Genomic DNA, 21,597 nt, shown 5'->3' with positions numbered 1-21,597 from the left:
GTCGTAGGAGGGCCCCACGGGTGCCCCGTAGGCTGTACCGGTGAGCACCACCACCGGCCCCGAAAGCCCCGACGCCCTCCTCGGCCCCGCCGACATCCGTGAACTGGCGGCCGCCCTCGGCGTACGCCCCACGAAGCAGAAGGGCCAGAACTTCGTCATCGACGCCAACACCGTCCGGCGGATCGTCCGCACGGCCGGGGTACGGCCCGACGACGTGGTCGTGGAGGTGGGGCCCGGACTCGGCTCCCTCACCCTGGCCCTGCTGGAGGCCGCGGACCGGGTGACGGCCGTCGAGATCGACGACGTGCTCGCCGCCGCGCTGCCCGCCACGATCGCCGCCCGCATGCCCGCCCGCGCCGACCGCTTCGCGCTCGTGCACTCCGACGCGATGCAGGTCCAGGAGCTGCCGGGCCCGGCGCCCACCGCGCTCGTCGCGAACCTGCCGTACAACGTCGCCGTGCCCGTCCTGCTCCACATGCTGGAGCGGTTCCCGAGCATCGAGCGGACCCTCGTCATGGTCCAGGCCGAGGTCGCCGACCGGCTCGCCGCCAACCCGGGCAACAAGGTGTACGGCGTGCCGTCGGTCAAGGCCAACTGGTACGCCGAGGTCAAGCGCGCCGGGTCCATCGGCCGCAACGTCTTCTGGCCCGCGCCGAACGTCGACTCCGGTCTCGTCTCCCTCGTCCGCCGCACCGAGCCGCTGGCGACCACCGCCACCCGGCAGGAGGTCTTCGCGGTCGTCGACGCGGCCTTCGCCCAGCGCCGCAAGACCCTGCGCGCGGCCCTCGCGACGTGGGCGGGTTCGCCCGCGGCGGCGGAGGAGGCCCTGGTGAAGGCCGGGATCTCGCCGCAGGCGCGCGGCGAGGGACTGACGGTGGAGGAGTTCGCCCGGATCGCGGAGGCGAAGGCATGACCGCGAAGAGAAGCGTCACCGTCCGCGTCCCCGCCAAGGTCAATGTCCAGCTCGCGGTGGGCGCTGCCCGCCCCGACGGCTTCCACGACCTGGCCAACGTCTTCCTCGCGGTCTCCCTCCACGACGAGGTCACCGCGACCCCGGCCGACGGGCTGACGGTCAGCTGCGAGGGCCGGGACGCCGACAAGGTGCCGCTGGACCGCACCAACCTGGCCGCGCGCGCCGCAGAGCTGCTCGCCGCCCGGCACGGCATCGCCCCCGACGTGCACCTGCACATCGCCAAGGACATCCCGGTCGCCGGCGGCATGGCCGGCGGCAGCGCGGACGGCGCGGGCGCCCTGCTCGCCTGCGACGCGCTGTGGGGCCTGGACTCCTCCCGCGAGGAACTCCTGGAGATCTGCGCCGAGCTCGGCAGCGACGTGCCGTTCAGCCTGGTCGGCGGGGCGGCGCTCGGTACCGGGCGCGGCGAGAAGCTGACGGAGCTGCCGGTCGGCGGTGGCTTCCACTGGGTGTTCGCCGTCGCCGACGGCGGGCTTTCGACCCCGGTGGTGTTCGGCGAGTTCGACCGGCTCACCGAGGGCGCCGAGGTCCCCGAGCCGGCCGCCTCCCCGGCCCTCCTGGACGCCCTGCGCACCGGCGACACGACCGCGCTCGCGGCCGCCCTCGCCAACGACCTCCAGGCGGCGGCGCTCTCCCTGCGCCCGTCGCTCGCCGAGACGCTGACGGCGGGTACGGAGGCGGGCGCGCTGGCGGCCCTGGTCTCGGGCTCGGGCCCGACGACCGCGTTCCTGGTGAAGGACGCGGAGTCCGCGGAGACGGTCGCCGCCGCCCTGATCGCCTCGGGCACCTGCCGCACGGCGCGGGTGGCGACCTCGCCGGCGCCGGGCGCCACGGTTCTCTAGAGCTTGTTCTTGGAGATCCGGGCCAGGAGCAGGTTCGGGTCCGGGTTCAGCGTGTTGAAGAAGGCCGCGCTGTTCACGTAGACGGTCTTGGCGCGCACCGCCACGGAGGTCGGGTTGTCGAGGCCGTCCGTGCGGGTGAGCACGGTCTTGTGGGTGCCGTCGGGGCGTACGAGCTCCAGCTTGTTGTCCTGGTTCAGCGCGGCGAGGACCGTGTCGCCGTGTCCGGTGAAGGCGAAGTCGTCGATGGACGTGAGCCCGGTCGCGCGGGTCTCGACCGGGCCGGCCGGGTGGTCGGGGCCGGGACCGATCGGGATGCGCAGCAGGGTCGCGCGGCCGGTGTTGGACACCCAGACGGCATCGTGGTGGACCTTGAGGCCGTTGGCGCCGAAGGGGATCTGCGCGGTGGGTTCGAGCGCGGCCCCGGTGGCCCAGGCCGTGGGCGTGCCGCCGGTCACCGGGAGGCTCCACACCGTGCCGAGCTGCGAGTCGGCGGTGTAGAGGGTGCCGCACTTCTCGTCGAGGGCGAGCCCGTTGGGGAAGGCGTCCGCGGGGAAGAACCCGATCTGCTCCGGCTCGCCACCGCCGGGCGCGATGCGCCAGACGCCGGTCTCCTCCGTGCCGGTGACGTAGGTGACGTACAGGGTGCCGTCGTGAGCACGGGCGATGCCCAGCGCGACGGCCCCGCCGACGGGCGTCTGCGCGTCGGGCACCTCGGGCAGGGTGGCGAGGATCGTGGTGTCGCCCTCCTTGGTGACGCGGGCGACCTGATGGGCGAAGGCGAAGGTGATGTCGGCGGAGCCGTCGGGTTCGAGGGCGATGTTCTCCGCGTTCTGCCCGGCGGCGAAGTCGAAGTGGGCGACGACGCGGGGATCGGACACGGTCGGATCGCCGGCGGACGCGGGGCCCGCCGCGAGCACGGCGAGGGCGGCGGTGGCGGTGGCGACGGCGGCGAGGCGTGGGTTTCTCGTCATGGGGGTCTCCTTCGAGGCGGCTTGGGGGCGGTGGCCCGAGGAGAACATGACGGTTCGTCAGCCGTGGGGTCCGGCAGCCGTGGCCGAGGGGTCGCCCACGTGGCCGACGGCATGGGGCCGGTTGGCACTGCGCCGGGGGTCCGGGAGGCGGGTCGGCCGGGCACCGCGCCCGCGTTCGGGACGCGGGTCGGTCGGCGCCGCGCCCGGGGGCCGGGAGGCCCGTACTCACACGCCGGTTGAGTATCAGCGCCCTGTCGGCCGCAGGGCCGCCCGCGGGACCGTACGGGCATGGGAATCAGCGCGCGTGAGCTCGCCGCCGCAACGCCGGCGAGCCGGGACCGGTACGTCGATCTGCTCCGGGTCGCCTCGCTCGCCGTCGTCGTGCTCGGGCACTGGCTGATGGCGGCCGTCACCACCGACGGGCAGGTCGGCAATCTGCTCGCCGTCGTGCCCGAACTCCAGGTGGTGACCTGGCTGTTCCAGGTGATGCCGGTGTTCTTCTTCGTCGGCGGCTTCTCCCACGCCCTCGCCCACCGCTCCCGCCCGCAGTACGCGGCCTTCCTGCGGGCCCGGCTCCAGCGGCTGCTGCGGCCGACGATGGTCTTCGTCGGCGTATGGGGCGCCGCCGCGCTCGTCCTCCAGCTGTCGGGGGCGGACGAGGGCCTCACCGGGGTCGCACTGCGGCTGGTCACCCAGCCGCTCTGGTTCATCGGGATCTATCTGGCGATGGTCGCGTTCACCCCGCCGCTGCTGCGGCTGCACGAGCGCTGGGGCTGGGGCGCGTTCGCGGCGCTCGCGGGCGGCGCGGTCGCGGTGGACGTGCTGCGGTTCGCGGCGGACGTGCCGTTCGTCGAGTTCCTGAACTTCGCCTTCGTGTGGCTGGCGGTCCACCAGCTCGGGTTCCTCCGCGCCGACGGCATGATCCGCCGCCCCGCCCTGCTCGCCGGCGCGGGCCTGCTCGGTGCGACCGCGCTCGTCGCCCTGGGGCCGTACCCGCTGTCGATGGTGGGGCTGCCCGGCGAGAAGGTGTCCAACATGGCCCCGCCGACCCTCGCCCTGCTCTGCCACGGCCTGTGGCTGGTCGGCGCGGTCGAGCTGCTCCGGGGCCCCGGGGCGCGGCTCGTGGCCCGCGCCTCGGTGTGGCGGGCGGTGGTCGCCGCGAACGGGATCGCGATGACGGCGTTCCTCTGGCACCTGACGGCGATGCTCGGGGTGTACGGGGCGATGCTCGGCCTCGGTGCCGAGCTGCCCGCCCCGGCGACGGGCGCCTGGTGGGCGCAGGTCCCCCTCCGCTTCCTCGCGGCGGGCCTCCTCACGGCGCTGCTCGTGGCCGCCTTCCGTCGCTTCGAGGCCCCGGTCCCGGCGGCCCCGGCGACCGGCGAGGGCGGCCCGGTGGCGGCGGTCGGCATCACGCTCGCGCTCTTCGGTGTCCTGGGCCTCTCCCTGACCGGCTTCGCGGGACTCCTCGACGGTCACTCGGCCACGTTGATAGCCGTCCCGGTCACGGCCCCGGCGGCCGTGGGCCTCGCCCTCGTGGGCTGGCTCCTGGTGGAGCGGGCGGGGCGGATCAGATCGCGATGACGGTCGCCCGGCCGCCGCAGAGGACGATGAGGTCCTCCGGGTCCGAGGTGAGCACGGAGACGGGGCCCGGTGCCGCGAGGGCCGTCGCGGCGACCACCGCGCCGATGGCGTGCTTGCGGCCGTGCAGCCCGTTCTCGGCGAGGAGGGCCGCCGCGCGACGCGCGACGGCGTCCGTCACGGGTTCGACGACGAGGCGGGACAGGGTCCATTCCAGGGCCGCGCGATTGATGCGCGGGTGCATCACCTCCACCAGAGTGGCGGCGCTCGTCACGACGCGCAGATCGTCCGCGCCGGCCAGCGTGAGCCAGGTGGTCACCTCGCGGTCACGCAGTACGGCCTTGGCCAGCCCCTCACCGTCGAGGACCAGCGTGCCGCCAGGAGCGGCCCCGAGGCGCGTCACGCCGCACTCGCCCCACTCGCCCCACTCGTTTCCGGGCCGCCCTGCTGCGCGCGGGCCCGGTGCAGCTGCTCGCGTCGTGCCTGGATCTCCGCGTCCGTGACCGGCCCGTGCTCGGCCTCGGCCACCGCGATGAGTTCGTTGAGGTCGTCGCGCTCGATCTGCCGGGCGACCGCAGCCGCCACGTAGGCCGAGAGTCCCGAGGGTCCGCTGCGGGCCCGTGCGGCCTCCGCGATGTCGCGCGGCATGCTGATCGAGTACTTCTGAGTAGGCTCACTCATGCCACTCATGCTACCGCCGGTACTACCCGTCGGCGCGGCGTACGCGGCAACGTACTCTGGGAGATCGATCGATCCCCGGTACAGGAGTCAAAGTGGCCGTCAATCTGGTCAATGTCGAGGCTGTCAGCAAGGTGTACGGCACCCGTGCACTGCTCGACGGCGTCTCGCTCGGCGTCTCCGAGGGCGACCGGATCGGCGTCGTGGGCCGCAACGGCGACGGCAAGACCACCCTCATCCGGATGCTCGCCAGGCTGGAGGAGGCCGACACCGGCCGCGTCACCCACAGCGGCGGGCTGCGCCTCGGCGTGCTCACCCAGCACGACTCGCTCGACCCGAAGGCCACCATCCGGCACGAGGTCATCGGTGTCATGGCCGACCACGAGTGGGCCGGCAGCGCCAAGATCCGCGACGTGCTCACCGGGCTCTTCGGCGGGCTCGACCTGCCCGGCTTCGAGAACGGCCTCGACACCGTCATCGGCCCGCTCTCCGGCGGTGAGCGCCGCCGCATCGCGCTCGCCAAGCTCCTCATCGACGACCAGGACCTGCTCGTCCTCGACGAGCCCACCAACCACCTCGACGTCGAGGGCATCGCCTGGCTCGCCAAGCACCTCCAGGAGCGCCGCTCCGCGCTCGTCTGCGTCACCCACGACCGCTGGTTCCTCGACCAGGTCTGCACCCGCATGTGGGACGTGCAGCGCGGTGACGTCCACGAGTACGAGGGCGGCTACTCCGACTACGTCTTCGCCCGCGCCGAGCGCGAGCGCATCGCCGCCACGGAGGAGTCCAAGCGGCAGAACCTGATGCGCAAGGAGCTGGCCTGGCTGCGGCGCGGCGCCCCCGCCCGTACGTCCAAGCCCCGCTACCGCATCGAGGCCGCCAACGAGCTGATCGCCGACGTGCCGCCGCCGCGCGACACGTCCGAGCTGATGAAGTTCGCCAACGCCCGGCTCGGCAAGACGGTGTTCGACATGGAGGACGTGACCGTCACCGCCGGTCCGAAGACCCTTCTCCAGCACCTCACCTGGCAGCTGGGCCCCGGCGACCGCATCGGCCTCGTCGGCGTCAACGGCGCGGGCAAGACCTCACTCCTGCGCGCACTCGCCGACGCCGCCGTCAGCCAGGGCGAGATCCAGCCCGCGGCCGGCAGCGTCACCGTCGGCAAGACCGTCCGGCTCGCCTACCTCTCGCAGGACGTCACCGAACTCCCCGGCACCCTGCGGGTCCTGGAGGCCGTCCAGCAGATCCGCGACCGGGTCGACCTCGGCAAGGGCCGCGAGATGACCGCCGGGCAGCTCTGCGAGCAGTTCGGCTTCTCCAAGGAGAAGCAGTGGACGCCCGTCGGCGACCTCTCCGGCGGTGAGCGCCGCCGCCTCCAGCTGCTCCGCCTGCTGATGGACGAGCCGAACGTCCTCTTCCTCGACGAGCCCACCAACGACCTCGACATCGAGACCCTCACCCAGCTGGAGGACCTCCTCGACGGCTGGCCGGGCTCCATGGTCGTCATCTCCCACGACCGGTTCTTCATCGAGCGCACCACCGACCGGACGCTCGCGCTGCTCGGTGACCAGACCCTGCGGATGCTGCCCCGCGGCATCGACGAGTACCTGGAGCGGCGCCGGAAGATGATCGAGGCGGCCGTCCCGACGCCCGCCGCCGCGCCCGCGCAGGCGAAGCCGGGCGTCTCAGCGGCCGACAGCCGCGCCGCCAAGAAGGAGCTGCAGAAGGTCGAGCGACAGCTCGACAAGCTCTCCGACAAGGAGGGCAAGCTGCACGCGCGGATCGCCGAGAACGCCACCGATTTCGAACTCGTGGCGAAGCTCGACGCGGAGCTCCGGGAACTCGCGGGCGAACGCGAGGAATTGGAGATGCGCTGGCTCGAACTGGCCGAGGACGCATAACAAGGGCATCACAGGCCGGTCCTCCCTTGGGTACAAGGGGCGGACCGGTCGCTTTTGCGCCGGGGCGCGAGTGGTAGAAAGAAAACCCGCTCACGTCAAGGGGGAACTGCTGATGACCCAGCCGCCCAGCAACCAGCCGCCGGGGGGCTTCGGAGCTCCCCAGGATCCGAACCAGGGCCCGCACCAGGGCACGCCGCCCGTGCCGCCCGTCCCACCGCAGACTCCGCCGCCGCCCGCCGGCCCGCCCGGCGTGCCCCCGGCGCCGCCCGCCGCGCCCGGACCGTACGGCCAGCAGCCGCAGCCCGGTTACGGATACCCGCAGCAGGGCCAGCCCGGTCAGCCGGGTCCGTACGGCCAGCCGGGCCAGCCGGGCCAGCCCGGACCGTACGGCCAGCAGCCCCCGCAGCAGCCGTACGGCTACCCGCAGCAGGGCCAGCAGCCCGGCTACGGCCAGCCGCAGCAGCCGGGACCGTACGGCCAGCAGCAGCAGAACCCCTACGGCGGGTACCCCACCCAGCCGATGTACCAGGGCGCCCCCACCCCGCCGCCCTCCGGCGGCGGCCTCAAGGGCCGCACCGGTCTCGTCGCCGCCGTCGCCGCAGGGGCCGTCCTGGTGGCCGCCGTCACCACCTGGGCCGTCGTCGGCGGAGACGACGACAAGGACCCGATCGCCGGTCCGACCGCCACCGCCAGCTCCTCCTCCAACGCCCCCAAGCCCACCGAGTCGGTGGACAAGGGCGACGGCTCGGGCGACGGATCCAAGGGCGGCGACGACGACCTCAACGCCGGCCGCCAGGCCGGCGAGGCCAAGGTCAACTGGCTGCTCCAGAACGACGTCGACCTGCCCCGCAACGGCGCCGACGTGCTCGGCCCGTGGATCGTCGGCGACACCGTCGTCAAGGCCATGTACAAGGGCGTCTCCGGCTACAACCTGAGCGACGGCGCCCGGAAGTGGCACGTCGACGTGCCGTTCGAGCTGTGCGCCGCGCCCGCGGAACCCTCGGCGAACGGCGTCATGGTCTTCGCCTACGCCGAGAGCGCCAAGGACGGCGCCAAGTGCACCTCGCTCCAGCAGATCGACCTGAAGACCGGCAAGGCCGGCTGGAAGAAGGCCGTACCGAAGCCCAAGGGCCTCTTCGCCTTCTCGGACAACACCCTGGCCATCAGCGGCAACACGCTGACCGTCTCCGGCACCAGCAGCTCCTACGGCTTCTCGCTGATCGACGGCAAGCAGCTCTTCACCGGCGCGACGACCGGCTGCAAGCCCTTCGCGTACGCCGGCGGCAGCAAGCTGATCGCCGCCGTGGACTGCCCGTCGGGCAGCACCACCAAGAAGGTCCAGGGCGTCAGCCAGGTCGACCCGAACACGGGCAAGCCCAAGTGGACCTTCAAGCTGGAGACCGACTGGGAGGTGGACCGGGTCTACTCGATCGACCCGCTGGTCGTCTCCGCCACCCAGCGCGAGCAGAAGAAGTGGACCATCTTCGCGCTCAACCCGAACGGTTCGCTCCGCTCGCAGATCCAGGGCGGCAAGGACAAGTTCGCCCCCTCCTGCGGCGGCGGGTTCGTCATCTTCGGCAAGAACCTCCAGGGCTGCACGGGAGTCGCGGCCGACGCGAACACCTTCTACATGGCCACCGAGACCGCGTACGGCACCCCCAACGAGGTCGTCGCCTTCGACCTGAAGAACGGCAAGGCCAAGTGGCGCTCCAAGGCGCCCGGTGAGCAGTCGATGCTCCCGCTCCGGATGGAGGGCGGCCAGGTCCTGGTCTACGTGGACCCGTCGTACGACAAGGGCGGCGCCGTCGCGACGATCGCCCCCACCGGCGGTGCGCCGAAGATCGTGCTCCAGCACCCGGCGTCGACGGCCCAGGTCGAGAACAACTTCTACAGCCCGGGCTACGCGTACGGCGCCGGCACCTTCGTCGTGACGAGCGGGCGCGTCTCCGCGTCGAACGACAAGGAAGAAAAGCTGGTCAAGACGATGATGGCCTTCAGCAAGTGAGGTACACGGACCGATGACGCAGCCACCCCCACCGCCGCCGAACCAACCCCCCGACCCGCAGGGTGGCTTCGGCGCGCCGACGCCGCAGCAGCCGGAGCCCGGTTACGGCTACCCGCAGCAGGCGCCGCCGCCGCAGGACCCGGGGTACGGGTACCCGCAGCAGGCGCCGGACCCGGGCTACGGCTATCCGCCGGGGGCACCTCCCGGGCCGCAGGGACCAGGGGGACAGCCCTCGGCGACGCCGCCGCAGCAGCCCTACGGCTACCCGGCGCAGCCGCCCACGCAGCCGCAGCAGCCCTACGGCGCCGGCTACCAGCAGCCGGCCCAGCCCCCGTACGGCTATCCGCAGCAGCAGCCCTACGGCGGGTACCAGCAGCCCACCACGGCCGCGGCGCCTGTCGCGGCGCCGGGCGGCGGCAAGAAGCTGTCGGCACAGCTCCAGATCGTCATCGCGGCGGTCGTCGCCGTCGTCCTGATCATCGGCGCCGGCATCTGGTACGCCAACTCCGGTGACGGCGGTGGCAAGGCCGACGAGTCGAAGGGCACCGGCGGCGCCTCGCAGGGTGCCGACGGCGGGACCGGTGGCAGCCAGGGCGTCGGTGGCGACGGCAAGGAGAAGCCGGGCGGGAACACCAAGGCGAAGCCGGCGTTCCAGCTCGACGTGCCCAAGGTCCCCGACACCACGCCCGTCGCCGGCTCGTGGGTCACCGACAAGGTCTTCGTGAAGACCGGCGTCGACTCGGTGGTCGGCTACGACCTCGACAAGGGCACGGTCGTCTGGACCCTGCCGCTGACCGGTCAGGTCTGCGGCGCCTCCCGGTACATGACCGCCGACCACAAGGTGCCGATCCTCTTCGAGGCGGCCAAGCGCGTGGCGCCCCGGTACTACCGGGAGTGCACCGAGGTCGGCGTGGTCGACCTCGACACCGGGAAGCTGGTCTGGTCGACCGCTGTCACCGGTGGCGCGGCGGGCGACGGAAAGGTGCGGTTCGGCGAGGTCACGCTCAGCGGCAAGACGGTCGCGGCCGGCGGCGCCGACGGCGGCGCCGCCTTCGACGTCGCCAACGGCAACCCGCGCTGGAAGCCGCAGGCCAACGACCAGGGCTGCTACGACCTGGGATACGGCGGCGGCGAGGGTCTCGTCGCGGTCCGCAAGTGCGGCACGTTCGACGCCCAGTACGTGATGATCCAGAACCTCGACCCGATGTCGGGCGCCCCGGTCTCGCAGTTCAGGATGCCGACCGGCGTCGAGTACGCGTCCGTGGTCTCCACCAAGCCGCTGGTCGTCGCGGCCGACGTCGGCGACAGCGCCGGCGACGGCAGTGGCATCTCGGACTTCTTCTCCGTCGACGAGAAGACCGGGAAGCTGAAGGCGAAGATCACGGCGGACGCCGACCAGTACGCGGCCCGCTGCCGCTCGACCAAGGTCGAGTCCTGCACGCAGGTGCTCGTCGGCAACGGGCGGCTGTACGTGCCGACCGAGGAGCACGAGGGCTCCACCGGCGAGTTCGGCGACGAGACGAACGAAGTGATCGCCTTCGATCTGGCCACCGGGAGGACGATGCCGGAGAAGGCGGACGCGGGCGACAAGTACACGCTGATCCCGCTCCGCATGGACGGGGGCGACCTGATCGCGTACAAGGAGCCCCCGTACGACAAGGGCGGGCAGATCGTGTCCATCAACGGGGGCACGATGAAGGAGACCCTGCTCCTGGAGAACCCGTCGGACAAGGTGAACCGGGAGAAGGAGAACAGCTTCTCCATCAACGGCGCCGAGTTCCTCTACGAGGCCGGTCGGCTCTTCATCTCGCCGGTGAACGTGAGCAAGACGCGCGAGTCCGACTCGGCGTACGACAAGCGGTACCTCGCGGTGGCGTACAGCACCAAGGGCTGAGGCGCGCCGCGACGGAGACGAGGAGGGCCTCCCCGGGAAACCGGGGAGGCCCTCCTCTCGCGTGTGCGGGGGCGCGGCGGATCAGCGGCCCGAGGCGACGGAGTCGTCGATCGGGTCGTAGGGAGGTTGACGGGCTGTGAGGAGGGGGAGCGTGTAGCTTGCCGGGCGGGGTGGCCGGTGGACGGCGGCCCGGAGGATGGGGGATGACCGGGATGGGCGTACGGCTCGTGGTGGTGGACGATCACCGCCTGCTCGCGGAGGCGCTCGCCTCGGCGCTGAAGCTGCGTGGGCACCGGGTGCTCGCGGCGGCCGCGCCGGTGGCGGGGGCGGCGGAGCTCGTGGTGAGCCGGGCGCCGGAGGTCTGTCTCCTGGGCACGGCCGCCCCGGCCGAGCCGGGGGCCTTCGACGTGGTCGTACGGATCAAGCGCGAGCGGCCGCAGGTGGCCGTGGTGGTGCTCGGCCCGGTGCCCTCGCCGCGCGGGATCGCGGCGGCGTTCGCCGCCGGGGCCTCGGGGTACGTCCGGCACGACGAGCGCATCGAGGGCGTCGAGCGTGCCCTGGTGAAGGCGAGGGCGGGGGAGTCGGCGGTGGCGCCGCAGCTGCTCCAGTCGGCCTTCGCGGAGCTTTTGCACCCCTCGGCGCAGCCGGACGACGAGGGTCAGCGGCTGCTGCGGCTCCTGACGCAGCGGGAGGTGGAGGTCCTCGTCCGGGTCGCGGAGGGGGACGACACCCGGCTGATCGCGGAGGGCATGGGGATCGCGCCGAGCACGGCCCGGACGCATGTGCAGCGGGTCCTGATGAAGCTGGGGGTGGGGTCGCGCCTGGAGGCGGCGGCCCTCGCGGCCCGTACGGGGCTGCTCGACCGCGCGCTGCCGGTGCAGCGGGGTCCGTCCTTCTGACGTTCCGGCCTCCGGCGCTCGGGCCTTCCGGGGCCCGGGCTTTCCGACGTTCGGGCGAAGCCCGGTCCCTTCGTTCGTGGGAGGGGCCGGGCTTCGCCGTTGACGGTGATGTTGGAATGTGATTCCTTGTGCGTGGTTATGTTTGAATCGCCGGAGGGCACCCCGTGAAGAAGACCGTCACCACGCTCGCCGACGGGCGCGAGCTGATCTACTACGACACCCGGGACGACGCCGTCCGCACCGCCGTCGACACCCGGCCGCTCGACCCCGTCACCTCCGCCACCGAGCTCCGGTACGACGTGCTCCTCGGGGACTCCGTCGCCGTCGCCTCGCACCGGCAGGGCCGGACGTACCACCCGCCGGCCGGCGAGTGCCCGCTCTGCCCCTCCGGCGACGGACGGCAGAGCGAGATCCCGGCCCCCGACTACGAGGTCGTCGTCTTCGAGAACCGCTTCCCCACCCTCGCCGGGGAGTCGGGCCGCTGCGAGGTCGTCTGCTTCACCGCCGACCACGAGGCCTCCTTCGCCGACCTCACCCCCGAGCGGGCCGCCCTCGTGCTCGACGCCTGGACCGACCGCACCACCGAACTCGCCGCCCGCCCCGGCGTCGAGCAGGTCTACTGCTTCGAGAACCGCGGCGCCGAGATCGGCGTCACCCTCGCCCACCCCCACGGGCAGATCTACGCCTACCCGTCCGCCACCCCCCGCACGGCCCTCATGCAGCGGCACGCGGCCGAGCACCGGGCCCGCACCGGCGGCAACCTCTTCGACGACGTCGTCGCCAGGGAACGCGCCGACGCCGAGCGGATCGTCCTGGAGACCGAGCACTGGACCGCCTTCGTGCCCTACGCCGCCCACTGGCCGTACGAGGTCCACCTCTACCCGACCCGCCGGGTGCCCGACCTGCGCGCGCTCGACGAGGGAGCCCGCACAGAGTTCCCACAGATCTATCTGGAACTCTTGAGGCGCTTCGACCGGATCTTCGGACCGGAGGAGCCGCCGACGCCGTACATCTCCGCCTGGCACCAGGCGCCGTTCACCGGTGCGGACCGCGAGGAGTTCGCCCTGCACCTGGAACTCTTCACCGTCCGCCGGACGTCCGGCAGGCTCAAGTACCTCGCGGGCACGGAGTCCGGCATGAGCGCGTTCAGCAACGACGTGCCGCCGGAGTCGGCGGCCCGGCGACTCCGAGAGGTGGCAGGCAAGTGACCGAGGCAGTGCAGAGGTACCTGGTGACCGGCGGGGCCGGATACGTGGGCAGCGTCGTCGCCGCCCACCTCCTGGAGCGGGGCCACCGGGTCACCGTCCTCGACGACCTCTCCACCGGCTTCGCCGAAGCCGTCCCGGCGGGCGCCGAGTTCATCGAGGGCCGCATCCAGGACGCCGCGCGGTGGCTGGACGACTCCTACGACGGCGTCCTGCACTTCGCCGCCTTCTCCCAGGTCGGCGAGTCCGTCGCCAAGCCCGAGAAGTACTGGGAGAACAACGTCGGCGGCAGCATGGCCCTGCTCGCCGCCATGCGCTCCGCCGGCGTCCGCAGGCTGGTCTTCTCCTCCACCGCAGCGACCTACGGCGAGCCGGAGACCGTCCCGATCACCGAGACCGCGCCGACCGCCCCCACCAGCCCCTACGGGGCGAGCAAGCTCGCCGTCGACCACATGATCGGCGGGGAGTGCACCGCCCACGGCCTCGCCGCCGTCTCGCTGCGCTACTTCAACGTCGCCGGGGCGTACGGCTCCCTCGGCGAGCGACACGAACCCGAGTCGCACCTCATCCCGCTCGTCCTCCAGGTCGCCCTCGGCGGCCGCGAGGCGATCTCCGTGTACGGCGACGACTACCCGACCCCCGACGGCACCTGCGTCCGCGACTACATCCACGTCGCCGACCTCGCCGAGGCCCACCTCCTGGCGCTGGACGCGATGACCGCGGGCGAGCACCTGATCTGCAACCTCGGCAACGGCAACGGCTTCTCCGTCCGCGAGGTCGTCGAGACCGTACGGAAGGTCACCGGGCACCCGATCCCGGAGATCACCGCCCCGCGCCGGGCCGGCGACCCCGCCGTCCTCGTCGCCTCCGCCGAGGCCGCCCGCGAACGGCTCGGCTGGACGCCGTCCCGCCCGGACCTCGCGGACGTCGTCGCCGACGCCTGGGACTTCGCGCGGGCCCGGCACGAGGGGGGTCTCGCATGAGCGTCGCCGCCGACTTCGAGGCGCTGTACGGCGCCGCTCCCGACGGTGTCTGGGCCGCCCCCGGCCGGGTCAACCTCATCGGCGAGTACACCGACTTCAACGACGGGTTCGTGCTGCCGCTCGCACTGCCGCACACCACCGTCGCCGCCGTCGCCCGCCGCGACGACGGGGTGCTGCGCCTGCACTCCGCCGACATCGACGGCGGCATCGTCCAGCTCGCGGTCGACTCCCTCGAACCGCTCTCCGGCGGCGGCTGGGCCGCCTACCCGGCCGGCGTCGTCTGGGCGCTGCGCGCGGCCGGGCACCCGGTCACCGGCGCGGACGTCCACCTCAGCTCGACCGTGCCGACCGGCGCCGGGCTCTCCTCGTCGGCCGCCCTCGAGGTCGTCACCGCGCTCGCCCTGAACGACCTGTTCGGGCTCGGGCTCTCCCGGCCCGAGCTCGCCCGGCTCGCCCAGCGCGCCGAGAACGCCTTCGTCGGCGTCCCCTGCGGGGTGATGGACCAGATGGCCTCCGCCTGCGCCGAGGAGGGCCACGCCCTGTATCTCGACACCCGGGACCTCTCGTACCGTCAGGTCCCCTTCGACCTGGCGCGGGAGGGGCTGCGGCTGCTCGTCGTCGACACCCGGGTGAAGCACGCGCTCGGCGACGGCGCGTACGCCGAGCGGCGCGCCGGTTGCGAAGCCGGTGCGCGGGCGCTCGGAGCCCGGGCCCTGCGCGACGTGAGCGTCGTGCAACTGCCCGAATCCCTCGCACTGCTGGGCGACGAGACGGTTCTGCGCTATGTGCGGCACGTCGTCACCGACAACGCCCGCGTGGAGCGGACGATCGCGCTGCTCGACGCCGGGGACACCCGGGCCGTCGGTCCCGTCCTCACCGAGGGGCACGCCTCGCTCCGGGACGATCTGCGGGTCTCCTGCCCGGAGCTCGACCTGGTCGTCGAGGCGGCGAACGCCGCCGGGGCGCTCGGTGCCCGGATGACCGGCGGCGGCTTCGGCGGCTCCGCCGTCGTCCTCGTCGACGCCGACCGGGCGGACGCGGTCGCCGCCGCCGTCGAGAAGGCCTTCGCCGAGGCCGGCCACGCGGCCCCCGGCATCTTCCCGGCCGTCCCCTCGGCGGGTGCGCGGCGCCTCTGACCGTCCCGCGGACACTCCCGTACGGTGCCCCGGTCGGCCCGTACGGGGCCGCTGACACCCCCCGTACTCCCGTACGACTTCGGACAGTTCCGTGAATCGGCCCCCGCCGTGACGCCCCGCCCCTACTCTGAGGGGCAGCGCCGGTGGGGGCCGGTGCTGTTCAGGGGGCGAGACCCGGTCGGGTACGGCGCCGGAAGCGGGGGTAACAGTCAACGCACGGCGGCGGCCGCGCGGATGACGGACCCGCCTCCGACGCCGTGCCCGCGTCGGTTTTCCCGTTCCTCGACACTTGGGGGTGTCCGTGGCACGTATCCGTGTCCTCGTGGTGGACGACCACCGCGTCTTCGCCGAATCGCTGGCCGCCGCACTCGCGGCCGAGCCCGATGTCGACGTCGCCGCCGCGGGAAGCGGCCCGGCCGCCCTGCGCTGCCTGGAGCGCGGCGCCGCGGAGGGCCGCAGGTTCGACGTGCTGCTCGTCGACGCCGAGCTGGGCGCCGGTCCCGCGGGGTCCGTGGCGCGCGCGGTGCCGGACGACGCCGAGGGCGTCGTCGACGGGATCTCCCTGGTCGCGGGGGTGCGCAGGGTTCAGCCCGCGGTCCGTACCGTCGTCCTGGCGGAGAAGGACGACCCGCACAGGGCCGCCCTGGCGCTCCAGGCCGGGGCCTCCGGCTGGGTCGCGAAGGACTGCTCGCTCCAGCGCCTCCTCGCGGTGGTCCGCGGGGTGCTGCGGGACGAGACGCATCTGCCGCCCGCGCTGCTCACGGGTGTCCTGCGGGAGCTGACGGCCGCCCGCAAGCACCGCACGGACAGCGAGCGGCTCGTGGAGGCGCTGACCCCGCGCGAGCGGGAGGTGCTGCGCTGCATGGTGGCGGGCCTGGGGCGCAAGGCCGTCGCCGAGCGCCTCTTCCTGTCCCCGCACACCGTCCGTACGCATATGCAGAACGTGCTGGGGAAGCTGGGCGTGCACTCGACCCTGGCGGCGGTCGCCCTGGCCAGGCGGGCGGGGGTGGGGCCGGCCCAGCTGGGCGAGGTGCCGCTGTCCGGACTCTCGGGGGCCGGACTATCCGGGGACGTTGTCGAACGGGGCGGTCAGCTGGCGTAGCAGCGCGGCCAGTTCGCCGCGCTGGCCCCGGGAGAGCTGGGCCAGGATGGCCCGCTCCTGGGCGAGCAGCCCGGCGAGCGCCTCGTCGGCGCGGTCGCGGCCCTCGGGGGTGAGCCGGACCAGGACGCCGCGCCGGTCGCTGGGGTCGGGGAGCCGCTCGACGAGGCCCTTCTTGGTGAGCCGGTCGATGCGGTTGGTCATGGTCCCGGAGGTGACCAGGGTCTGGGTGAGGAGCTGGCCGGGGGAGAGCTGGTACGGGGCTCCGGCGCGGCGCAGGGAGGTGAGGACGTCGAACTCCCAGGGCTCCAGCTGGTGCTCGGAGAAGGCGAGCCGACGGGCGCGGTCGAGGTGCCGGGCGAGCCGCGAGACGCGGCTGAGCACCTCGAGCGGTTCCACGTCGAGGTCGGGGCGCTCGCGGCGCCATGCTGCGACCAGTCGGTCGACCTCGTCCTCCATGACGATCAGTGTAGAGGGTCTGTTGACATAAAGTCTCTTGGGGTCAAGTTTCTCCATGTCGAGTATCTTGGAATCAAGATATATTTCCCTGGACTGTGGGGAAGGGACCCGGCCGGAACTCCGTTCCGCTTCGGCAACTCGTTCCAGCAAGGGGGCTTCGAACATGCATTCCGTGGAATCCGCCGCACCATCCGCGCCGACATGGGATCCACAGCAGTACCTCCGTCACTCGGGCCACCGCACACGGCCCTTCCTCGACCTGCTCACCCGAATACCGCACCTGCCCGCACAGGACCGGCCGGCCCGAATCGCCGACATCGGGTGTGGCCCCGGAAACGTGACGGTCCTCCTCGCCGACCGCTGGGCCGACGCCCACATCAGCGGCTTCGACCTCTCGCCCGACATGCTGCAGCAGGCCGAGAAGGACTGGTCCGGCACCACCCGCGGCGGCGGCTGGATCGACTTCCGGCCCGCCGACGCCGCGCACTGGACCCCCACCGAGCCCTACGACCTGATCGTCTCCAACGCAGCCCTCCAGTGGGTGCCCAACCACCCCGAGTCCTTCGCCGCCTGGATCGACGGACTCCGGCCCGGTGGCACCCTCGCCTTCCAGGTCCCCGGCAACTTCACCTCGCCCAGCCACGCCCTGCTCGGCGAACTCTGCGAGACCCCCGAGTGGCGCGGCCGCCTGGGCGACCAGGGCCGGCGTTTCGTCCACATCCTCGACGCCTCCGACTACCTCACCCGCCTCACCGACCTCGGCTGCGAGACGGATGTCTGGGAGACCACGTACTGCCAGCTGCTCCAGGGCGAGGACCCCGTCCTCGACTGGGTCAAGGGCACGGCCCTGCGGCCCGTCCTCACCACCCTGGGCGACGACCAGGAGGCGATCGACGCCTTCCTCGGCCAGTACCGTGACCTCCTCCGCGAGGCCTACCCCCAGGGTCCGCACGGCACGGTGTTCCCGTTCCGCCGGATCTTCGCCGTCGCCCGCAAGCCGGACTGACCCGCGCGGCCCGGCACGCGCGGCCCGGCGGGAGCGGCCCGTACACGCGGGCCGTACACGCGGGCGCCCCGCACCGGAACTCCGGTGCGGGGCGCCCGCGTCTGCGGTGGGACGGCGCTCACGCCGTCACGGTGCGACGGGTCACGACATGGCGTTGTAGACCTGGAAGCCGTACCCGATCTTGGCCCGGGTGGTGAACTTGCCCGGGCTGGTGTTCAGGTAGCTGTAGAGATCGCCGCCCGAGGTCACCCCCAGGAGGTCGGCCTTGCCGTCGGCGTTCAGGTCGCCCGGGGCGAGCACCTTGGAGTACGCGTTCCAGCCGTAGCCGACCTTCAGCCGCGCCGCGAAGGGCGTGGCCGCGGAGCCGGTGCCCGTGTGCAGGTAGAGGTCGCCGCCCGAGGTCCGGGCCAGGATGTCGGCGCGGCCGTCGCCGGTGTAGTCGCCGGCGCCGAGGATCCTGTCGTAGCCGTTCCAGCCGGCGCCGATCCGGATGCGCGCCGCGAACCCCGTGCCCAGGCCGTTGCCCCGGTGGAGGTACAGCACGCCGGAGCTGTCACGGGCCAGCAGGTCGCCCTTGCCGTCGCCGGTCAGGTCGCCCGGGCCGACGAGCGCGCTGTAGATGTTCCAGCCCGCACCGATGTAGGCGCCGTCGATGTAGAGGCCGTTGTCGAAGATCTGCGCGATGTCGGACGAGCCGTCCGGGTCCAGCGTGGACAGGTGCGTGTAGTTCGCGCCGCGCCAGCCGCCCGCGTCGCCGTACTGGCTGCGCTTGGTGAGCAGACCGGTGGTCCGGCTGCCGTACCAGAACATCGTGCCGGCCGTGTCGCGTGCCAGGACGCCTTCCTTGGTGCCGGCGACCGGGTTGTTGCTCGCCCCGCCGAACTGCGGGACGCCTTCCCAGCCGCCCACCGTGCTGGCCTGCGTACGGCCCGACAGGGTGCCGTTGCCCTTGCCGGTGTAGTACCAGAAGGTGCCCTTCGCGTCGCGGGCGAGGAGCTCACCGTTGCCGTCGCCGTTGTCGTCGCCCACGGGAACGATCGTGTTGTAGGCGTTCCAGCCGGGGCCGAGGGCCACCCGGCTCGGGAACGGCCCGGCCTTGTCGCCGCTGCCCGCGAAGAACCACAGGGTGCCTGCGGTGTCGCGGGCGTACAGGTCGGCCCAGCCGTCGCCGTTGTTGTCGCCGATGCCGACGAGCTGGTCGTAGATGTTCCAGCCGGCGCCGAGGCGCACCCGTGCCGAGAACGGCGCGCTGCGCTTACCGGTGGCGTAGAAGAGGTACAGGTTGCCGCTGGTGTCGCGGGCGAGCAGGTCCGCCAGGTTGTCGTCGTTCACGTCGCCGGGCGAGAAGAGCTTGTTGTAGATCTGGAAGCCCTTGCCCTGCCACGCGTACGCCGCCGAGGTGGGCGTGGCGTCCGCGTACATCGTGAGCGTGCCCTGCCCCGAGAGCATCAGGACCTCGGGGCTGCCGCCGACCGCGTCCTGGTTGCCGATCGGAATGATGTCCTTCGGGGGCTCGTTGTGGCTCCCGTTGAAGGTGCCGCCCCCGCTCGCGGCCAGCGAGGTGTAGACGTTGCCGTCCCAGCCGCGGTAGATCAGGTCGCTCACTCCGTCGCCGTCGAAGTCCGACAGCGGAGCGGGGACCCTGGACCCCTCGGCGGCGGCCGCGGAGGCACGGGCGGAGTCGCCCGCACGGGCCGCGCCGGGCACCGGCCGCGTCAGCGGCGGCGGGGTGAACCCGGCCGTCGGCTTCTCGACGGCGGGGTGCGGCGGTGCGGGCCGCTCGGCCGAGGCCGGGGTCGCGAGCAGCATGCCCGCGGAGAGAACGAGAGCGGTCGCGGCCGCGAGGCGGGCACGCGTGAAGTGCACAGAACGCAAGAGATCCCCCCCAGGGATCAGGTGTCATCGGACCGGGAACAGGGGTCCGCGACACCGCCGCACGGCAGAGAGCGCGTGAGACGGGCGAACACCCCCCGGGATGCTCGGGAGCTTACCGCCCCCGGGTGACAGCGGTTCCTACGCGGAACGCCCCGCACCGAGGTTCCGGTGCGGGGCGCGTCCTGTGGTGCGCGGTACGACTAGTACAGGCCGTTGTAGGCCTGGTAGCCGTAACCGATCTTGACGCGCGGGGCGAAGTAGCTCTTCGCCGCGCCGCCGTCGAAGCGGTACAGGTCGCCGGAGGGCGTGGCCGCGACGAAGTCGCCCTTGCCGTCACCGGTCAGGTCGCCGGTGCCGACGAGCTTGGTGTAGGCGTTGAAGCCCTCGCCCAGCTTGATCCGGCCCTTGAACGGCGCGGTCCGCGAACCCGTTCCCGGGAACAGGTAGAGCGTGCCGGTCGTGGTGCGGGCCAGCAGGTCGCTCCGGCCGTCGTTGGTGTAGTCACCGGCGCCGAAGAACCAGTTGTACGTCTGCCACCCACCGCTCACCAGGGTCCGGGCGTGGAACGAGGTGCCGGTGCGCGTCGTCGGGTACAGGTACAGGTTGCCGGACCGGTCCCGGGCCAGCAGGTCGCCCGTGGCGTCGCCGTTCAGGTCACCGGGGCCGGCGAGCAGGTTGAAGGCGTTCCAGCCGCCGCCCACGTCCTTGCCCTCGACGTACAGGCGGCCGTTCCAGATCTCCACGAGGTCCGCCTCGCCGTTCGGGTCGAACGAGGAGACGTTGGTGATGTTCGCCCCGCCCCAGCCGGTGTCGAGGTGCTGGCGCAGGCTGAGCAGTCCGTTGTTGCGCGCGTAGTACCAGTACAGCGAGCCCGCCTTGTCGATCGCGAGCATCTCCTCCTTGCCGTGGGCGGGCATGTTGCCCGCGCCGCCGAACTGGGAGACCCAGGCCCAGGCGCCGGAGTCGCTGATGTTCTCGCGGGTGTCGTAGCTGCCGGTGCCGGAGCCGCCGTACGCCCGCATCGTGCCGCTCTTCAGGCGCGCCCAGATCTCGGTGTCGCCGTCGCCGTCCTGGTCGTCCACCGGCAGGATCTGGTTGTAGATGTCCCAGCCGAAGCCGATGGACCTCGGAGCCTTGAAGGGCTTGAGCGCGTCGCCGGTGCTGCCGTGGAAGCTGACGTCCCCGGCGGGCGTGCGGGTGAGGACGTCGCCCTTGCCGTCGCCGTCGTTGTCGCCGATGCCGACGATCTGGTCGTAGACCTGCCAGCCGGAGCCGACCTGGACCCGGCCCATGAACGGCGACGTCCGGTCGCCGGTGGCCAGGAACACGAACAGTTCACCGGTGTGAGCGCGGGCCATGAGGTCCGCGCGGCGGTCGCCGTTCACGTCGCCCGGCGAGAAGACCTTGTTGTAGACGTGGAAGCCGCCTCCGATGGCCGTCCAGCGGCGCTGCGCGACCTCGGTCGTGGAGACGTCGCCGAACATCTCCAGGCTTCCGAGCACCGACAGCGTCAGGATCTCCGGCCTGCCGCCGTTCAGATCCTGGTCGCCGATCGGGATGATGTCCTTGGTGAATTCGTCCTTGCCGCCGGTCCGGAGGAACTCCGTCGCCTCGGTCTGCGTGACCAACGACAGCGTGCCGTCGCTCTCGCGGACGACCAGATCGCTCAGGCCGTCGCCGTCGACGTCGGAACGGGGCCCGGCGCCCGCCAGGGCGGCGCCCTCGGTCCCCGCCACCCGGGCGTCGGTCTTCGCGGCGGTGGGAGTGCTCGGCATCAGCGGCTGCTCGGCGGCCGACCGGTCCGTCTCGACACCCGGACGCGGAGCCGGGGAACCGGCCGACGCGGGAGTCGCGAGCAGCATGCCCGCGGAGACGGCGAGAGCCGTGCACGCCGCCAGGCGGCGCGCACGGGTGAAACGCGAAGAGAACAAGATGGATCCCCCCAGGGACCAGAGTGCAGACGGAACCCGGGTCGGGGCTCACGCGAGCGCCGGACGGCGTCAGGGCGCGTGAGGACACGCGCGGAGACGACCTCGCCCGAACGGCGGAAACCCCCCGGATGTTGAACGCGAGTCTACCTGTGGGGAATATCC

General features: G+C 72.6%; 18 protein-coding genes. 12 read left to right on the top strand and 6 right to left on the bottom strand.

The annotated features are described in order from the left end of the window. The first annotated feature begins 40 nt into the window (after window positions 1–40). Together rsmA and E0F75_RS28425 are read left to right on the top strand one after the other, a co-directional pair. Window positions 41–913 (top strand): 16S rRNA (adenine(1518)-N(6)/adenine(1519)-N(6))-dimethyltransferase RsmA, encoded by an 873-nt coding sequence (gene rsmA, locus E0F75_RS28430; protein WP_229313806.1) that lies wholly within the window; start codon window positions 41–43, stop codon window positions 911–913. Further along, on the top strand, window positions 910–1,815 hold the full coding sequence (locus tag E0F75_RS28425; RefSeq protein WP_229313805.1) for a 4-(cytidine 5'-diphospho)-2-C-methyl-D-erythritol kinase: 906 nt from the start codon (window positions 910–912) through the stop codon (window positions 1,813–1,815). The genes rsmA and E0F75_RS28425 overlap by 4 nt, the downstream gene beginning before the upstream one ends. Here E0F75_RS28425 and E0F75_RS28420 read toward each other — a convergent pair. After that, entirely contained in the window at window positions 1,812–2,786 is a 975-nt protein-coding gene (locus E0F75_RS28420; RefSeq protein WP_229313804.1) for a hypothetical protein, read from the bottom strand. The genes E0F75_RS28425 and E0F75_RS28420 overlap by 4 nt on opposite strands. A gap of 288 nt (window positions 2,787–3,074) precedes the next feature. Here E0F75_RS28420 and E0F75_RS28415 point away from each other — a divergent pair, with 288 nt between their 5' ends. Next, window positions 3,075–4,367 carry an acyltransferase gene (locus E0F75_RS28415; RefSeq protein WP_229313803.1) on the top strand — a complete coding sequence of 431 codons (1,293 nt, stop codon included), beginning with the start codon at window positions 3,075–3,077 and terminating at the stop codon, window positions 4,365–4,367. On the opposite strand, the gene E0F75_RS28410 is transcribed toward E0F75_RS28415, so the two are convergent. Together E0F75_RS28410 and E0F75_RS28405 are read right to left on the bottom strand one after the other, a co-directional pair. Next, entirely contained in the window at window positions 4,354–4,767 is a 414-nt protein-coding gene (locus E0F75_RS28410; RefSeq protein ID WP_229313802.1) for a DNA-binding protein, read from the bottom strand. The genes E0F75_RS28415 and E0F75_RS28410 overlap by 14 nt on opposite strands. Next, window positions 4,764–5,045, bottom strand: coding sequence for a CopG family transcriptional regulator (locus E0F75_RS28405; protein ID WP_229313801.1), 282 nt, complete (start codon window positions 5,043–5,045; stop codon window positions 4,764–4,766). Before E0F75_RS28405 ends, E0F75_RS28410 begins: the two co-directional genes overlap by 4 nt. Window positions 5,046–5,137: 92 nt before the next feature. Here E0F75_RS28405 and E0F75_RS28400 point away from each other — a divergent pair, with 92 nt between their 5' ends. The 8 genes from E0F75_RS28400 (at window position 5,138) to E0F75_RS28365 (ending at window position 16,167) form a co-directional block, all read left to right on the top strand. Beyond that, window positions 5,138–6,943, top strand: a complete 1,806-nt coding sequence (locus E0F75_RS28400; RefSeq protein WP_229313800.1) for an ABC-F family ATP-binding cassette domain-containing protein — start codon at window positions 5,138–5,140, stop codon at window positions 6,941–6,943. Window positions 6,944–7,055: 112 nt separating this feature from the next. Further along, on the top strand, window positions 7,056–8,948 hold the full coding sequence (locus E0F75_RS28395; protein ID WP_229313799.1) for a PQQ-binding-like beta-propeller repeat protein: 1,893 nt from the start codon (window positions 7,056–7,058) through the stop codon (window positions 8,946–8,948). 13 nt (window positions 8,949–8,961) lie between these two features. Beyond that, complete coding sequence (locus tag E0F75_RS28390; protein ID WP_229313798.1) at window positions 8,962–10,842, top strand: PQQ-binding-like beta-propeller repeat protein; 1,881 nt, start codon at window positions 8,962–8,964, stop codon at window positions 10,840–10,842. 212 nt (window positions 10,843–11,054) lie between these two features. Further along, window positions 11,055–11,741, top strand: a complete 687-nt coding sequence (locus tag E0F75_RS28385; RefSeq protein WP_229313871.1) for a response regulator transcription factor — start codon at window positions 11,055–11,057, stop codon at window positions 11,739–11,741. Window positions 11,742–11,905: 164 nt separating this feature from the next. After that, the gene (gene galT / locus E0F75_RS28380) at window positions 11,906–12,949 is read left to right on the top strand and encodes a galactose-1-phosphate uridylyltransferase (protein WP_229313797.1); all 1,044 of its coding nucleotides are present in this window, start codon (window positions 11,906–11,908) and stop codon (window positions 12,947–12,949) included. Between the two features lie 8 nt (window positions 12,950–12,957). Further along, window positions 12,958–13,929, top strand: coding sequence for a UDP-glucose 4-epimerase GalE (gene galE / locus E0F75_RS28375; protein WP_374115448.1), 972 nt, complete (start codon window positions 12,958–12,960; stop codon window positions 13,927–13,929). Then, window positions 13,926–15,065, top strand: a complete 1,140-nt coding sequence (gene galK / locus E0F75_RS28370; RefSeq protein ID WP_229313795.1) for a galactokinase — start codon at window positions 13,926–13,928, stop codon at window positions 15,063–15,065. Before galE ends, galK begins: the two co-directional genes overlap by 4 nt. A gap of 301 nt (window positions 15,066–15,366) precedes the next feature. Next, complete coding sequence (locus E0F75_RS28365) at window positions 15,367–16,167, top strand: response regulator transcription factor (protein WP_229313794.1); 801 nt, start codon at window positions 15,367–15,369, stop codon at window positions 16,165–16,167. Here E0F75_RS28365 and E0F75_RS28360 read toward each other — a convergent pair. After that, the gene (locus E0F75_RS28360) at window positions 16,126–16,623 is read right to left on the bottom strand and encodes a MarR family winged helix-turn-helix transcriptional regulator (RefSeq protein WP_030315385.1); all 498 of its coding nucleotides are present in this window, start codon (window positions 16,621–16,623) and stop codon (window positions 16,126–16,128) included. The two genes, E0F75_RS28365 and E0F75_RS28360, sit on opposite strands and share 42 nt — an antisense overlap. A 163-nt stretch (window positions 16,624–16,786) precedes the next feature. On the opposite strand from E0F75_RS28360, the gene E0F75_RS28355 reads away from it, so the two are divergent. Next, complete coding sequence (locus tag E0F75_RS28355) at window positions 16,787–17,629, top strand: trans-aconitate 2-methyltransferase (protein WP_229313793.1); 843 nt, start codon at window positions 16,787–16,789, stop codon at window positions 17,627–17,629. 141 nt (window positions 17,630–17,770) lie between these two features. Here E0F75_RS28355 and E0F75_RS28350 read toward each other — a convergent pair whose 3' ends face one another. Both E0F75_RS28350 and E0F75_RS28345 read right to left on the bottom strand, forming a co-directional pair. After that, complete coding sequence (locus E0F75_RS28350) at window positions 17,771–19,495, bottom strand: FG-GAP-like repeat-containing protein (protein ID WP_229313792.1); 1,725 nt, start codon at window positions 19,493–19,495, stop codon at window positions 17,771–17,773. A 209-nt stretch (window positions 19,496–19,704) separates the two neighbouring features. Beyond that, window positions 19,705–21,435 carry a VCBS repeat-containing protein gene (locus E0F75_RS28345; protein WP_229313791.1) on the bottom strand — a complete coding sequence of 577 codons (1,731 nt, stop codon included), beginning with the start codon at window positions 21,433–21,435 and terminating at the stop codon, window positions 19,705–19,707. Window positions 21,436–21,597 lie beyond the last annotated feature (162 nt).

It is taken from the genome of Streptomyces sp. CB02980 (genome assembly GCF_014451325.2).
Taxonomy (GTDB): Bacteria; Actinomycetota; Actinomycetes; order Streptomycetales; family Streptomycetaceae; genus Streptomyces.
Note: the sequence above shows the minus strand (reverse complement) of the source record. Positions and strands in the feature narration are given on the sequence as shown.

Coding starts and splice junctions, on each gene's coding strand:
- E0F75_RS28425 (WP_229313805.1), top strand. CDS start 910: ATGACCGCGAAGAGAAGCGTCACCGTCCGCGTCCCCGCCAAGGTCAAT.
- E0F75_RS28420 (WP_229313804.1), bottom strand. CDS start 2,786: ATGACGAGAAACCCACGCCTCGCCGCCGTCGCCACCGCCACCGCCGCC.
- E0F75_RS28415 (WP_229313803.1), top strand. CDS start 3,075: ATGGGAATCAGCGCGCGTGAGCTCGCCGCCGCAACGCCGGCGAGCCGG.
- E0F75_RS28405 (WP_229313801.1), bottom strand. CDS start 5,045: ATGAGTGAGCCTACTCAGAAGTACTCGATCAGCATGCCGCGCGACATC.
- E0F75_RS28395 (WP_229313799.1), top strand. CDS start 7,056: ATGACCCAGCCGCCCAGCAACCAGCCGCCGGGGGGCTTCGGAGCTCCC.
- E0F75_RS28390 (WP_229313798.1), top strand. CDS start 8,962: ATGACGCAGCCACCCCCACCGCCGCCGAACCAACCCCCCGACCCGCAG.
- E0F75_RS28385 (WP_229313871.1), top strand. CDS start 11,055: ATGGGCGTACGGCTCGTGGTGGTGGACGATCACCGCCTGCTCGCGGAG.
- galK (WP_229313795.1), top strand. CDS start 13,926: ATGAGCGTCGCCGCCGACTTCGAGGCGCTGTACGGCGCCGCTCCCGAC.
- E0F75_RS28360 (WP_030315385.1), bottom strand. CDS start 16,623: ATGGAGGACGAGGTCGACCGACTGGTCGCAGCATGGCGCCGCGAGCGC.
- E0F75_RS28355 (WP_229313793.1), top strand. CDS start 16,787: ATGCATTCCGTGGAATCCGCCGCACCATCCGCGCCGACATGGGATCCA.